The organism is Mucilaginibacter humi, assembly GCF_013087555.1.
The window spans coordinates 16,737-29,355 of record NZ_JABFCR010000011.1 but is presented as its reverse complement, the minus strand read 5'-3'; the positions used below and the strand labels follow the sequence as shown (position 1 = coordinate 29,355).

Sequence of the window (12,619 nt, the reverse complement as noted above, 5' to 3'; positions counted from 1 at the left end):
GCTCATTCACACATTCACTAAATCACTCATTATTTCCTCCCCACCGGTAGCTATCATTCTCCAATCCTATCAAATCAATTACCCGGTTAACAACGGTTAAAGCCACCTCCTCTACTGTTTGCGGTTTATTATAAAATGACGGAACAGCCGGGCAGATGATACCTCCGGCTTCGGTAACGGTTGCCATGTTGCGGATATGGATGAGATTTAATGGCGTATCGCGGGCCACCAATATTAATTTGCGACGCTCTTTTAGCATCACATCGGCGGCTCGTGTTATCAAATCGTCTGAGATGCCGCCGGCTATGCGGCCCAGGGTACCCATAGAGCAGGGTACAATTACCATAGTATCAAACCTGGCAGAGCCGGATGCAAACGGCGCCATAAAATCATTTTTGGCGTAAAATTTAAAGGGCAGCTTATTATAAGCTTCGTTATCCAGCTCAAATTGCCATACCTGTTTTGCATTGTCAGACATCACTACGGCAACCTCTTTAACTTGACTATTCAAGTTTTGCAGCTTGTCCAATAATAGTTTGGCATATATAGATCCGCTGGCGCCGGTAATGGCGACTACAATTTTTTTCTTCATGATTATTGTTAACAAGCCAAAGGTAGGAAAGTTATAGGCACAAAAAAGGGTCGAATACAAGTACCCGACCCTACATCTACCTATGAAAAACATGCCCTTTGAGAGGGCACAACAAATGTAATAACACTTTTTTAATAAAAAAACAATTTATTGAAATTATTTTAACACAGTTTTCACATAATTTTCATCTATCAGGGTCTGAATGATGCCATCAACCATACCAACTGTTGGTACATAAATGTTTTTTATGCCTGCCCATTTCATTACTGACAGGTAAATTTCGCAAGCCGGGATGATAACGTCTGCCCTGTCCTGGTTTAGCCCTAACACGTTAATCCTGTCTTTTAATGAAAACGAATCCAGGTAATCATAAAGCGATTTAAGTTTACCAAAAGTCATTGGCGAATTGTTTTTTTCTTCGGATAATCTGTAAAGCTTATTGATATTACCACCGGTACCTATGCCAAGCAGGCCTTTAAAGTGGCGGGTATGCTCGCGAATAAAATCACGCATTGAACTCCATGATTCTTCGGTATCCTGGTTGTCCAGTATCCGGATAGTACCAATATTAAATGATTTGGACGCAACCAAGTCGCCCGACGAAAATAAGGAAAGCTCTGTACTGCCCCCACCTACATCAATGTACAGGTAATTTTTATTTTTATCTATATTCTGTTCGGCATGACTGGCGTAGATTATTTTAGCTTCAACCTGGCCGTGTACAATTTCTATATTGATATCAGCTTGTTCTTTAATTTGCTTAACCACATCGCCGCCGTTTTTTGCTTCGCGCATGGCCGATGTGGCACAAGCCATATATTCGCTAACTTTATAAACATCCATCAGGTTACGGAAAGCCTGCATGGTTTTAACCAGTCGGCCGATTTCTTCTCCGATATATAGTGGCTTAAAAATGCGTCGTCGCCTAACCTAACAGGGACACGGATAAGCGTATTCTTTTTAAATGATACCGTTCCTTCGTTTTCTTTAATATCTGCGATAAGTAACCTTACCGCGTTCGACCCTATGTCTATTGCCCCGTATCTCAATTTGTTTTATTCTTTAGGTAGTTGTAAATATCTATCTGCGCCCTTACCGGTAATGCCGATTTTGTTTTATGGTATTTATTGTTGTTCTGGATGTTTATCTCGCGCGATTTGGTGTTGTCATTCAACTGGATATCAATGATGTCTCGGATCTCTTTTTTGATCTTCTTATCATATATCGGGAAACCAACCTCAACCCGGGTATCAATGTTACGGGTCATAAAATCGGCAGATGTCAGGTACAATAGTTCATCCCCCCGTTGCAATAAATATGCACACGGGCATGCTCCAGTATTTGTCAACAATACTTATCACTTCAATATTTTCGCTATAGCCTTTCACACCCGGCACCAGGCAACACATGCCCCTTACAATCAATTGTATCCTAACACCCGCGTTACTGGCCTGGTATAGTTTAGTAATTAACTGTTCATCGGCCAGGCTGTTCATTTTCAGGATCATATAAGCCGGTTTTTTGGCTTTGGCATTCTTTATTTCGTTGTCTATCAATTTGGTAATTGACGGACGCGAATCAATTGGCGATACGATCAAATGTTTTAACCCTTTAGGTAAAACTCCTTTATTAATAGCTTTAAAAACTTCAACCAGATCAGTGGTAATTTTTTGTTAGCGGTAAGCAATGTATGATCGGCATACATCCTGGCGGTCTTTTCGTTATAGTTACCGGTAGATAAGCAGGCGTAATAAGTATCCTTTTCCTTATCCATTCGCCTTACCAGGCATATTTTTGAGTGTACCTTATAACCATCAATCCCGTAAATTACGTTTACACCCTCTTCCTCTAAACGGGTGCTCCAAGTTATGTTGTTTTGTTCATCAAAGCGGGCACGCAGCTCAACCAGGCAGTTTACTTTTTTACCGTTCTTAGCAGCATTTATCAACGCGTGCATAATACGCGAGTTCTCAGCCAAACGGTATACCGCTATACTTATCTCCTTTACCTTCGGGTCAATAGCGGCTTCTCTTAAAAAGTGGATAACATAATCGTACGTTTGATACGGCGTGCTGATCAGATAATCCTGTTTGGCTATCATAGCCATTAAGCTTTTGTCGAACGTCAGCCCATCAACCGGCAATGCAGGATATCTTGGATACTCCAGTTCGGGCGTACCCACGTTGGGGAATGATATAAAGTTTTTAAAATTATGGTAACGGTTACCCGGGATCAGATTTTCGCCGTGCAGGTTCATTTTGGTTACCGGTACTTCAGCATATCATGCGGCATTTCCGAATCATAAAGCAAACGCATAGGCTTGCCTCTTTTACGTTTTTGCAGACTCTTTGATAAGGCGTCTATAAACTTGCCGCTTACCTCTTTATCCAGGTCGAGCTCGGCATCACGGGTTAACTGTATGGAGTAAGCCTCGATATTGTCATGATCGAATATGAAGAAGATATCCTCTAAACTATACCTGATAATATCATCCAGCAGGATAATAAACTTCAGGTTATTGGTTTCGGGCAGTACGGTAAACCTTGAAAGATTATCAGGGATCTCAATCAGCGCGTAGGTCTTCTTTTTCTCTTTAGTAAGCTTTACAAAGAAGTATATCGAACGGTCGCGCAATTCAGGTAGTACCGTGGTGTTATCCAGCATTATGGGTACCAGCGTAGCCAACAGCTTTTCGCGGAAGAGAGTTTTAACAAAGTTACCCCCGGCCACGTTTAACTGCTTATCGTTTAACAGGAAGATCTTCTCTTCGGCAAGTTGTTTAACAATGATGTTCTCATACAGGTCGTTAAACTTGCGCTCCTGCTTTACAACGATGTTTTTTATCTGGTTTAGTACCTTTTTTGGGTTGTAACCCAATATCTCTTTCGCTTTTTCGTTAAGGCCGGTAAGGCGGCTTAAGGTAGCTACCCTTACCCTGTAAAACTCATCAAGGTTTGACGAAAATATGGCTAAAAACCTTATCCGTTCAATTAAGGGCACTGTAGCATCTGCAGCTTCCTGCAAAACACGTTCATTAAAGTACAGCCAGCTTATTTCCCTGTTAATTAAAGGTATTCGTTTAATATCCATATAAAACTTAGTGCTTTGCAGCCCTGTATGCAAATCTGCTTATTTATTTGTTAAGTTAATATTAAGAGATTGCTAACCTGCATATTTTAAAACATTAAATTTAACTATTTGATTTTATGATTGTATAAATACTAATTTTGCATCTCATTATAAACACTTCACCCTATGCCAACTTTTGATATAGTAAGCAAGATTGACGGCCAGACACTGGACAACGTTATCAACATCGCTAAAAAGAAATTTTGAACCGTTATGACTTTAACGACTCGAAAAGCACCATAGAGCTTGAAAAGAAAACCAACGTGGTAACCATTGTTACCGAGAACGATATGCGGGTTAAGGCCATACAGGATGCTATCATCAGCCGCATGGTTAAGCAGGGACTCGATCCGAAAGCAATGGATTTCGGCAAGGAGATAGCTGCATCAGGCAATATGATCCGCAAGGAGATCAAGGTAAAACAAGGTCTTGACCAGGATGCTGCCAAGAAAATAGTGAAAAAATTAAAGATAGCGGACTGAAAGTACAGGCCAGCATTATGGACGACCAGTGCGCGTACAAGGCAAAAAGATAGACGACCTGCAAGCCGTTATTGCCTTGTGCCGTAAAGAGGATTTTGATCAGCCGTTGCAGTATATTAATATGCGGGACTAACGACTATTTAAGATTAGTCCATTTATAGACCGTTTGAAGTGAAACATCTAAGCAAAACACTTATTACACAAAAAAGACCGCCTTCCATGCGGTCTTTTTGTTTGCTGAAATGACACTCAACTACAACTTACTTAGCTTTAGTTTCGTAACTTTTAGGATCAATTGCTGCCGGAGACCAGTTCTGGAAAAACTCCATCACCTTTGCTTTGCTATGGCCTTTACCTTCTTCAAGGTAGGCTGAATTTTGAGTATGTAATCTTTTGCCCTTATCGTCCAACACCACAAATACCGGGAAACCAAAACGCTGCGGGTAACCCAAATCAGCCAACACTTTCTCGTTCTTGTTTTCAGGGCTATAGTTTACGTGTACCACAACGTAATTTGCCCGAAGGTATTTATCCAACTCTGCATCATTTTTTACCAGGTCGTTAAAATAAATACACCATATGCACCAGTTGCCGCCTAATTGCAGCAATACATTTTTATGGCTGGCAGCTGCCTGTTTTACCGCAGCGGCAATATCTGCTTTCGCATCGGCATTAGGGTGATATAACTTAGCCGTATCTGTACGTTTAATAGGTTTAGCCGTAGGTTCGGCGGTTTGTGCCTTTACCCCCGGCCTAAAATAATAATAGCTGCAATGAGCAATAATTTTTTCATAAAATAAGCTGTTTAAAATTTAAAGATAATAATTGCGGGGGTTATTAGGTAAGGGATGGGTTAATGAATAAAAATATTGACAATAAACACACATTGTTAAAACAAAAGACCACCCTTTTGGGGTGGCCTTCTCTCAAACTAAACCAACTTTACTACTTATGAAAACTATCTTTGGTACCTTATATCGGGGTCCAAAAGCCGGACTTTCGCACTAATCGTTCTCACTTCCGAGCTTTCGGGTTGCCGATAATATTATTTTACAGCTATTTCTCTTGATTGAAATTTAGCTTCTTCTTTTTTAGCGATAGTCAGCTTCAAAATACCGGCCGTATAATCAGCTTCTATTTTTGATTGATCTGCACTTTCAGGTAAGGTAAATGACCTTGAAAATGAGCTAAAACTGTATTCGCGTTTGGTATATTTTTTTGTTTCGTCAGTTGTTTCAGTTTTCTTATCAGCCGAAACGCTCAATACGTTTTTATCTAAATTTATTTTGATATCTTCTTTGCTTAAGCCCGGTACAGCCAATTCAACTTCAAACTGGTTATCATTTTCTGCAATGTTTACCGCAGGTGTACGGGTAGCTAATTTTTCGTTTAAAAACGAGTCGTTTAATATTGAATACACGTCGTTAAAAAACGGATTCACTAAATTGTTTTTTGCCTCTCTGTTAAATTTTACTAAAGTCATTTTTATATCCTCCTAAGTTTTTTCTTTTATTAACTTCGCAAGTACTTAATCAATAGCTATACCAATGGCTTTTTGAGTAGTCTTTAATGACTATTTGTCGCTTTAACCAATTATCGACAGACATAATGACACTTGATGACTGAAAAACTATCTGATTATAGGTTTAAAACCGATATACCTATCCGTTTTTCGGATATTGACGCGGTGGGGCATGTTAACAATGCCATATACCTTACCTATTTTGAAATTGCCCGTTTTAACTACTGGAAGGAAGCCATCAATTGGAATTTTAGTGAGAATGGGATTATTGTGGGCCGGTCGGAAGTAAATTACTTAAAACCCATTACCCTGCACGACCAAATTGCCTGCTATGTACGTGTGGTACGCATTGGCAACAGCAGCTTTGATGTAATGCACGTTTTGGTAAGAATAACTCCTACGGGCGAGGAGATTTGCACTACCGGCAAAACTGTTTGCATTTGCTATGATTATAAGGCAGGCAAATCAGTACAAATACCAACTGCAGAACGCGAAAAGATGATAGCTTATGATGAGCCGAGGTTAATTTTGAATACCAATTAACTTAACTTAGAGTTATTACGTATAAAAACAAAATCTACATACCATGAAAAACATTTACCTGTCTCTTTTAATATTAGTTTGCTTTTTTGGATGCAAAAAAATAACACCACCGCTCCGGAAGATACCACTCCGGCAAAAAAGGAAATGGTGGTAAAAATCAGCAGCACCCAGAAATTTTCATACTTCGTAACCGAGACCGATACCGTTACTAACGATTTTGTCACCAAGGATGATTATGATGTAACCTCATTAGATTATACATTTACACCAAAAGGCGGGCATAAGGTTATCATCGAGGCGGTGTCAACCCCTACCGCTACCTTTACAACCAACATTACATATAATGGTAAAGCGCTGGGCCCTATAGTGCCGGTTAAAGATGCAAGCCACACCAGTTTTGTATTTAACTACGTGGTGCCAAAATAAAAGCGACACTGCTTATGCACCTATACAGCGACCGGCGTATGGGTATATTTTATACAGTTATGATGTAAGTGGATAATACACGGGACTACTTCTCAATTACTTCATGTTATCCAACCACATTTACCTTGTCAAAAACGCGCACCACAGCGTAAGCAAACGGAAGGATTAACGTAAAGGCTATTTCTCTTGGCCCAAAGTTGAGATTCAAGATGATAATAGCTAACGCGCTGAAGAACCAGATGGCACCGGTTGCCGGGAAGAAGTTTTTAAGGAAGTTAATGAAGATATTCATCTTTAAAAGTGTAAGGTTAAATTGATAACCAAATATATTAATTTATATAAAACAAAATACGCCCCGGCTAACAAACCGGGGCGTATAATACTTTAACAAATAAATGGTAGTCACTCTACTTTATCTCGAACACGGCGTTTACCTGTAAACTTATTTTTATTTTCCTTACGTCGATATCCGATTCAGCAACTGCCCCCTAACGTCATTAGCGGCCATGCTTTTAAACATTACCTGCCTTGGTTGCGGATAATTGCTGTTATCGCTTTCAGAAATATTAATCACATGTCCTAACGTTTCGCCTATTCCTTGCAGCAGATAGGCTGCTTTGTTCTGGCTGATAAAAGCGCTTTAAGCTTTAATTCGTTTTTAAGCTGATCTGCTTTTGAATAGTCATAACTCTCAATATACGTGCTTTGGATGCCTTTAGGATCAATCTTGCTCAGTATCTGGTTGTACCGGTTCAGATCATGAAACTTTATACCATATTGTTTGGAAGCCAAAAAATCGGGATTTTTCTTTTTTGGTAGGTATTGTTATAGGCTGATAAATTATTAATAGTAAAGTCCTCCTTCGGAATACCGGCATCGCGGATAGCGCCTTCCAGTTGGTTTTCTAACTGTTCAATAGTAACCTTTGTTTTGCCGTTAACATATTCCTGCAGGGATATGGTAACGTTTATAATATCAGGGGTAACTTCCTGGTCGGCTATACCGGTTACTTCAATTTTACGGCGCAGGTCAACATTTTGCGCAAAGTTGGAATAGCTTGCTAAGATTAGTGCTGTGAGTATAAATAGCTTTTTCATTGTGTATATATTTTGTAGATATAGAACAAATAACGGGCATAAAGTTTAATTAAAAAGTACAAATGACATTAACTTTTTGCCCGGCACGTTTTTTACCTTAAATTACAACATGAAAAAACTGCTGTTAATTATACTGCTCCCCTTTACTATCAGCACTAAAGCGCAGTTATTAGTTGATACCCATAACGACGCGATATCAAACGAATTAATTACAGGGCACGACCTGGGCCAGCTGCAAACAGAAGGCAATTTTGACCTGGTACGCGCTAAACAAGGCGGGTTAAACGCACAAATATTTTCTATATGGTGTAGCGGAACCTACGGAAAGGGCACTGCAAATGCTATGGCTAACCGCGAAATAGATTCGCTTTTTGTTTTGATAAAGCGTTACCCTGATAAAATAGCATTAGTTACTACCCCGAAGCAACTAAAAGCCACGGTTAAAAAAGGTAAACTGGCCGCTTTAATCGGCGTTGAGGGAGGCCACATGATAGAAGACAGCATAGCTTACCTGATCAGCTGGCTAAACGCGGCATGAGCTATATGACGTTAACCTGGAACAACAGTACCAGTTGGGCAACGTCAGCAGCTACCGAAACGGCTATGCCGGATACACTGAAACATAAAGGATTAACAGAATTTGGCAAACAAATAGTGCATCATATGAATGACCTGGGTGTGATGGTTGATGTATCGCATGTTGGCGAACAAACCTTTTATGACGTAATTGCTACAACCGGTAAACCCGTTATTGCATCGCATAGCTGCGTGTGGAACCTGGATAAGAACCGGCGCAACCTAAAGGACCAGCAACTACAGGCAATAGCTAAAAACGGCGGTGTAGTGTTTGTTAATTTTTACAGCGGATTTGTTGACAGCACATATAATCAAAAAGAAAATGCGTTTATCAGGGCACACCGCGCTGAACTTGATTCACTGATAAAAATATACCATGATGGCGACCTGGCTGTGGAGAGGTTAAGCGCCATACATAAAGACGAATCGGAACAGGTGCGCCCGCCGCTAAGTATGCTGATAAAGCATTTTGACTATATAGCAAAGCTGATAGGTGTTGACCATGTTGGCATTGGGTCGGATTTTGACGGATCAGAATCGTTTCCACAGGAAATGGATAGCGTTGCCGATTACCCTAAAATAAAAGCAGCGCTATTAAAAATCGGTTACAGTAAAAGGATGTCGCCAAAATATTCGGCGGTAATTTTATGCGGGTATTTAAAGCGAATAAAGGCTAATGGGTTAACCTTACCGGTATTGCCCAAATTCGTCTTCAATCAATACTTCCATAGTATAGCCGGTTTCAATAGCTATTTGCTGCAGGGTATGCTCATCAATATATAACCAGTTAAACCATTCGGTTTTTAGTTTTTTATATTCGTATTGATATTGGATCTCGCCGTAATAGCCTTGTTTGGGCAGGTTACCCTCATACAGATAAGCGATGTCCGACGAATCGAACAGCAATTGCCCGCCTTTGTTTAACAAGGTTTTAAGATGTATCAGCAAGTCTTTTAAACCGGTTAAGGTACCGGCCAAACCAATACCATTCATTAGTAATAGCAAAGTGTCAAACTTTGCCTGGTAGGTAAATATATCGGCTTCGGTTGCTTTTATAACGCCCCGCTCCTGCATAGTTTTAACACACAACGGCGAGATATCAATTGCTGTAACGTCCACGTCTTGTTCCTGTAACAGCAAAGCGTGGCTTCCTGCGCCGGCCCCAATATCTAAAACTTTTCCCCGGCATTGCTCAAGCGCCATCCATTCAATATCTGGCATATCATCCTCGCCCCTAAAATAAGTAGCTATGGGCATCTCTTCTTTAGGGCCATACTTATTGTTTATCCAGAGTTTACCGCCCGGCAATTTGTGGTAATGATCAAATATGGCTTGTCCTAAAACGTCATTCATAGTACCTAAAAAATTGTTGCAAGTTAAGCAAACACAACCATTGCTTTATTTGTTACGTAATACAATTATACTCCCGGTTATTTCAAACTATTATTTCCGTTACAAAAGCGGCTGTGTATAATTATTTATATAGTTTTGGATAACCCTAAACAAACCTAACCTATGAAAAATTCACATTTACTACTCTCGTCTTTAATTGCCTGTGCGGTGCTTTCCTGCAAAAAGGATGACCTGGCCGGCGCAAAATCGCAATATGCCAAATTAATTGTGGGCACCGGAAAGCATATCAGCAAAACACAAAAATTTATGATCTGACCACTAACGAGCTCTTAAAAGATTCGACAGTTACTTTTACTGATGCAAATGCAAGCCGCACCTTTACAGAAATTTATAATGCCGACGGCAGCGCGTATGTTACCGCCCAAAGTCGAAAACTTGGCGCTACAGTGGCAACAACCGATACAACCAGCTACCTGAAATATACCATATTAGGTACAAATCTTTCCTTAAAACAAAACATTGGCGGCAGTGAAACTAAACCTATACTAACCCTAACATTAACTGATATGGGGCTGCAAAGCCTGCGTACCGGCACATTAAACGAAGGTTGGGGCCTCAGTGTTAATACGTCTTATAAAATAGTGCAGGGCACTTATTATACCAGGCAATAAACTTACCTGCCGTATTTCATTGCCCTAACCAACTGGCGGTGCCTTTTGGCCGCGTAATAATCGTTAGTAACCAATATGGCGTGTATTACACCCGGGATCCAGAAACATATGGTTAAAATAATGCTCAGTATAAAGGCACCTATCCTGCCGGTAGTAAACACAGCAAGGGGCGGTAACAACAAACAAAGAAAATAGCGCATAACTGTAAATTTATATATTTCAATATACCTGTTAGACAGCGTAGCGGCTAAGTAGTTACAGCTTAACGTCAGATTAAGGGATCAGCGTTTTGCTTTGCCGGCCAACAACCAAATAAGCAATTGAGCCAAGGAAGGGCGCGAAAAGCACAATCAATACCCAGATGAGTTTGGTGGTTGAATCCTTAAAATTGGAGCGAACAATATCTACCAGGCAGTAAATCACCAATAGTGGATACAGTAAAGCAAATCCGATTAACCATAGTTCGGCCGAACTAAATTCATAAAAAGCTAACATATTCATGATAAAGGTTTTTACTAATTTACAGTTTTAAATCAGATTTTTAATATTAGCCTGATTATTGCGATAAATTTGCAGGCACATACCACCCATGAAAATACACCAGCAACAAATACAGCTTAGTCAGCGCCGCCGGGGCTTCCATTTAATAACTGCCGAGGTTTTACAATCGTTACCACAAATAAGCGAGATCAAAACCGGCATGTGCCGGTGTTTATCCAGCATACATCGGCATCATTAACCATTAACGAAAACGCTGATCCCACCGTGCGCAAAGATTTTGAAATGTATTTCAGCAAAGCGGTACCCGAGAACGATCCGGATTATTTGCACGATGACGAGGGCCCCGACGATATGCCTGCACATTTAAAAGCCGCTCTGTTAGGCAGCTCGGTAATGATCCCTATCCGCAACGGCAGGTTCGCGCTGGGCATATGGCAGGGCATTTATTTATGTGAGCATAGAAATTATGGCGGCAACCGCAGTTTGATGATAACGGCGTGGGGAGAACCCCTCTAAATCTCCCCGAAAGGGGGAGACTTAAAATTGTTAGTTCCCCTTTGGGGAGGACTGGGTGGGTGCTATCCCATATAAAACTTTTCCCGGTACCCGGTTGGTGTCATCCCTACTGTTTTCCTGAAGATCTTGCGGAATGCTTTTGGATCGGTATAGCCCGAGTTAACCATAACTTCGGTCATTTGCTGGTTGGTTTCTACCAACAATTTTTTAGCCGCTTCAATACGGGTTTTTTGTAGGTATTCTATAGGAGTTATCCCTGTTACTTGCTTAAAACGGCGGGCAATATTACGGCGGCTGCCGGGGATTTCTTTTATTAATTCTTCTATGGTACCAGTGCTGTTATATGAGCTTTCAATACTTCTTTGTGCCATGGTAACCAGTTCATCATTATGCTGCTGTAATGGCGAGAAAGTACTGAAATATGTTTGATGCTCCCTATCCATATCAATAGAAAAAGTTTGGCGGTACGTACAGCTATATCTTTACCACAATACTTCTGCAGCAGGTGCAGCATTAAATGAAAGCTTGATGTCGATCCGCCGCTGGTATACAGGCCGCCATCTCCGGTAACCACTTTATCTTCCTGTAATTTCACGGTCGGGAAAGCGCTGGCGAACTGCTTACAGGCATCAACGTGCGTAGTAGCCGGCCTGCCATTTAACAAACCGGTTGCACCTAATAAAAACGCCCCGGTACATACACAAGCCAGCTCGGCTCCTGCTTTAAACTGTTGTTGCAGCCGGGGAATATACTTTTGATTTTCGCGGATAGCCAGCCCTATATCCGCCGAAACAAATGCCGGGATAAATATCAGGTCTTGCTTTGCCGCGGTATCAGTCTGCTGGATCTGGTAGCTGTTAAATTCGATGGCTTTTTGTTGATCTATAACATCGGCACTAAACAAAGAGATATCAAAAGCCGGTGCTTTGCCATCATTAACATAAAAACGGTTAACACTTTCAAAAACATCTAAAATAGCGGCCACGCTTAATAGCCTGTATCTGTTCGTTAGTAAAATCCCCAGTTGTATCATCTGTATTAATATTTGGTAACGGCTAAATATATAAAAAAATGTCCCGAATACCCCCTATAGTTGACATTTACACACACCCTGAATATTATTAATAGCCCTTACCTTAGCCTTATCAAAAACACTAAAAACAACATAATCATGGCAAACATCAATCCTTACGTAAACTTCGGGCAATACC

Annotated in this window: 23 protein-coding genes and 2 pseudogenes; 8 read left to right on the top strand and 17 right to left on the bottom strand. The window is 40.6% G+C overall.

Annotated elements, in window-relative coordinates; genetic code table 11:
- Window positions 1-22 precede the first annotated feature (22 nt).
- The 7 genes from HK413_RS03710 to HK413_RS20635 form a co-directional block, all read right to left on the bottom strand.
- Window positions 23-592 carry a UbiX family flavin prenyltransferase gene (locus tag HK413_RS03710; protein ID WP_175269183.1) on the bottom strand — a complete coding sequence of 190 codons (570 nt, stop codon included), beginning with the start codon at window positions 590-592 and terminating at the stop codon, window positions 23-25.
- Between the two features lie 156 nt (window positions 593-748).
- On the bottom strand, window positions 749-1,456 hold the full coding sequence (locus HK413_RS03705; protein WP_449406786.1) for a Ppx/GppA phosphatase family protein: 708 nt from the start codon (window positions 1,454-1,456) through the stop codon (window positions 749-751).
- Complete coding sequence (locus tag HK413_RS22570) at window positions 1,435-1,641, bottom strand: hypothetical protein (RefSeq protein WP_449406785.1); 207 nt, start codon at window positions 1,639-1,641, stop codon at window positions 1,435-1,437. The genes HK413_RS03705 and HK413_RS22570 overlap by 22 nt, the downstream gene beginning before the upstream one ends.
- A complete protein-coding gene (locus HK413_RS20650) occupies window positions 1,638-1,859 on the bottom strand; it encodes a hypothetical protein (protein WP_317169254.1) in 222 nt (73 codons plus the stop codon). Before HK413_RS20650 ends, HK413_RS22570 begins: the two co-directional genes overlap by 4 nt.
- Window positions 1,860-1,887: 28 nt before the next feature.
- Window positions 1,888-2,190, bottom strand: a complete 303-nt coding sequence (locus HK413_RS20645) for a hypothetical protein (RefSeq protein ID WP_317169253.1) — start codon at window positions 2,188-2,190, stop codon at window positions 1,888-1,890.
- A gap of 5 nt (window positions 2,191-2,195) precedes the next feature.
- The gene (locus HK413_RS20640; RefSeq protein ID WP_246229684.1) at window positions 2,196-2,849 is read right to left on the bottom strand and encodes a phospholipase D-like domain-containing protein; all 654 of its coding nucleotides are present in this window, start codon (window positions 2,847-2,849) and stop codon (window positions 2,196-2,198) included.
- 5 nt (window positions 2,850-2,854) lie between these two features.
- The gene (locus HK413_RS20635) at window positions 2,855-3,682 is read right to left on the bottom strand and encodes a polyphosphate kinase (RefSeq protein WP_246229682.1); all 828 of its coding nucleotides are present in this window, start codon (window positions 3,680-3,682) and stop codon (window positions 2,855-2,857) included.
- A gap of 242 nt (window positions 3,683-3,924) precedes the next feature.
- Here HK413_RS20635 and HK413_RS03695 point away from each other — a divergent pair, with 242 nt between their 5' ends.
- On the top strand, window positions 3,925-4,203 hold the full coding sequence (locus tag HK413_RS03695) for a DUF520 family protein (protein WP_262886770.1): 279 nt from the start codon (window positions 3,925-3,927) through the stop codon (window positions 4,201-4,203).
- A 28-nt stretch (window positions 4,204-4,231) separates the two neighbouring features.
- Window positions 4,232-4,336, top strand: a complete 105-nt coding sequence (locus HK413_RS19235; RefSeq protein ID WP_317169252.1) for a DUF520 family protein — start codon at window positions 4,232-4,234, stop codon at window positions 4,334-4,336.
- A 127-nt stretch (window positions 4,337-4,463) separates the two neighbouring features.
- On the opposite strand, the gene HK413_RS03690 is transcribed toward HK413_RS19235, so the two are convergent.
- Together HK413_RS03690 and HK413_RS03685 are read right to left on the bottom strand one after the other, a co-directional pair.
- A complete protein-coding gene (locus HK413_RS03690; protein ID WP_394353125.1) occupies window positions 4,464-4,856 on the bottom strand; it encodes a thioredoxin family protein in 393 nt (130 codons plus the stop codon).
- 392 nt (window positions 4,857-5,248) lie between these two features.
- Window positions 5,249-5,623 (bottom strand): Hsp20/alpha crystallin family protein, encoded by a 375-nt coding sequence (locus HK413_RS03685; protein WP_317169251.1) that lies wholly within the window; start codon window positions 5,621-5,623, stop codon window positions 5,249-5,251.
- Between the two features lie 198 nt (window positions 5,624-5,821).
- Between HK413_RS03685 and HK413_RS03680 the strand changes: the two genes are divergently transcribed.
- Together HK413_RS03680 and HK413_RS03675 are read left to right on the top strand one after the other, a co-directional pair.
- On the top strand, window positions 5,822-6,268 hold the full coding sequence (locus tag HK413_RS03680) for an acyl-CoA thioesterase (protein ID WP_175269181.1): 447 nt from the start codon (window positions 5,822-5,824) through the stop codon (window positions 6,266-6,268).
- Window positions 6,269-6,358: 90 nt separating this feature from the next.
- Window positions 6,359-6,694 (top strand): hypothetical protein, encoded by a 336-nt coding sequence (locus HK413_RS03675; protein WP_175269180.1) that lies wholly within the window; start codon window positions 6,359-6,361, stop codon window positions 6,692-6,694.
- A 106-nt stretch (window positions 6,695-6,800) separates the two neighbouring features.
- Here HK413_RS03675 and HK413_RS03670 read toward each other — a convergent pair whose 3' ends face one another.
- The 3 genes from HK413_RS03670 to HK413_RS16540 form a co-directional block, all read right to left on the bottom strand.
- Window positions 6,801-6,986 (bottom strand): hypothetical protein, encoded by a 186-nt coding sequence (locus tag HK413_RS03670; RefSeq protein WP_175269179.1) that lies wholly within the window; start codon window positions 6,984-6,986, stop codon window positions 6,801-6,803.
- A gap of 299 nt (window positions 6,987-7,285) precedes the next feature.
- Window positions 7,286-7,486: an SIMPL domain-containing protein gene (locus tag HK413_RS16545; RefSeq protein WP_246229678.1), complete on the bottom strand. Its 201-nt coding sequence runs from the start codon at window positions 7,484-7,486 to the stop codon at window positions 7,286-7,288.
- Window positions 7,462-7,791, bottom strand: a complete 330-nt coding sequence (locus tag HK413_RS16540; RefSeq protein ID WP_246229677.1) for an SIMPL domain-containing protein — start codon at window positions 7,789-7,791, stop codon at window positions 7,462-7,464. Before HK413_RS16540 ends, HK413_RS16545 begins: the two co-directional genes overlap by 25 nt.
- A 109-nt stretch (window positions 7,792-7,900) precedes the next feature.
- Here HK413_RS16540 and HK413_RS14700 point away from each other — a divergent pair.
- Window positions 7,901-9,150, top strand: a pseudogene (locus HK413_RS14700) (dipeptidase).
- On the opposite strand, the gene HK413_RS03655 reads toward HK413_RS14700, so the two are convergent.
- Window positions 9,055-9,720 carry a class I SAM-dependent methyltransferase gene (locus HK413_RS03655; RefSeq protein WP_175269178.1) on the bottom strand — a complete coding sequence of 222 codons (666 nt, stop codon included), beginning with the start codon at window positions 9,718-9,720 and terminating at the stop codon, window positions 9,055-9,057. The pseudogene HK413_RS14700 and the gene HK413_RS03655 sit on opposite strands and share 96 nt — an antisense overlap.
- A 162-nt stretch (window positions 9,721-9,882) precedes the next feature.
- On the opposite strand from HK413_RS03655, the gene HK413_RS14695 reads away from it, so the two are divergent.
- Window positions 9,883-10,035 (top strand): hypothetical protein, encoded by a 153-nt coding sequence (locus HK413_RS14695; protein WP_217452031.1) that lies wholly within the window; start codon window positions 9,883-9,885, stop codon window positions 10,033-10,035.
- Between the two features lie 131 nt (window positions 10,036-10,166).
- A complete protein-coding gene (locus tag HK413_RS03650; RefSeq protein WP_175269177.1) occupies window positions 10,167-10,391 on the top strand; it encodes a hypothetical protein in 225 nt (74 codons plus the stop codon).
- A gap of 2 nt (window positions 10,392-10,393) precedes the next feature.
- On the opposite strand, the gene HK413_RS03645 is transcribed toward HK413_RS03650, so the two are convergent.
- Window positions 10,394-10,591, bottom strand: a complete 198-nt coding sequence (locus HK413_RS03645) for a YqaE/Pmp3 family membrane protein (RefSeq protein WP_175269176.1) — start codon at window positions 10,589-10,591, stop codon at window positions 10,394-10,396.
- Between the two features lie 73 nt (window positions 10,592-10,664).
- A complete protein-coding gene (locus HK413_RS03640) occupies window positions 10,665-10,892 on the bottom strand; it encodes a PLDc N-terminal domain-containing protein (protein ID WP_175269175.1) in 228 nt (75 codons plus the stop codon).
- Between the two features lie 88 nt (window positions 10,893-10,980).
- Here HK413_RS03640 and HK413_RS03635 point away from each other — a divergent pair.
- Window positions 10,981-11,408: pseudogene (locus tag HK413_RS03635) on the top strand (secondary thiamine-phosphate synthase enzyme YjbQ).
- A 62-nt stretch (window positions 11,409-11,470) separates the two neighbouring features.
- Here the strand turns inward: HK413_RS03635 and HK413_RS16535 are convergent.
- Both HK413_RS16535 and HK413_RS03630 read right to left on the bottom strand, forming a co-directional pair.
- Entirely contained in the window at window positions 11,471-11,779 is a 309-nt protein-coding gene (locus HK413_RS16535) for a helix-turn-helix domain-containing protein (protein WP_246229675.1), read from the bottom strand.
- Window positions 11,731-12,441 carry a DJ-1/PfpI family protein gene (locus HK413_RS03630; protein WP_246229673.1) on the bottom strand — a complete coding sequence of 237 codons (711 nt, stop codon included), beginning with the start codon at window positions 12,439-12,441 and terminating at the stop codon, window positions 11,731-11,733. Before HK413_RS03630 ends, HK413_RS16535 begins: the two co-directional genes overlap by 49 nt.
- Window positions 12,442-12,619 lie beyond the last annotated feature (178 nt).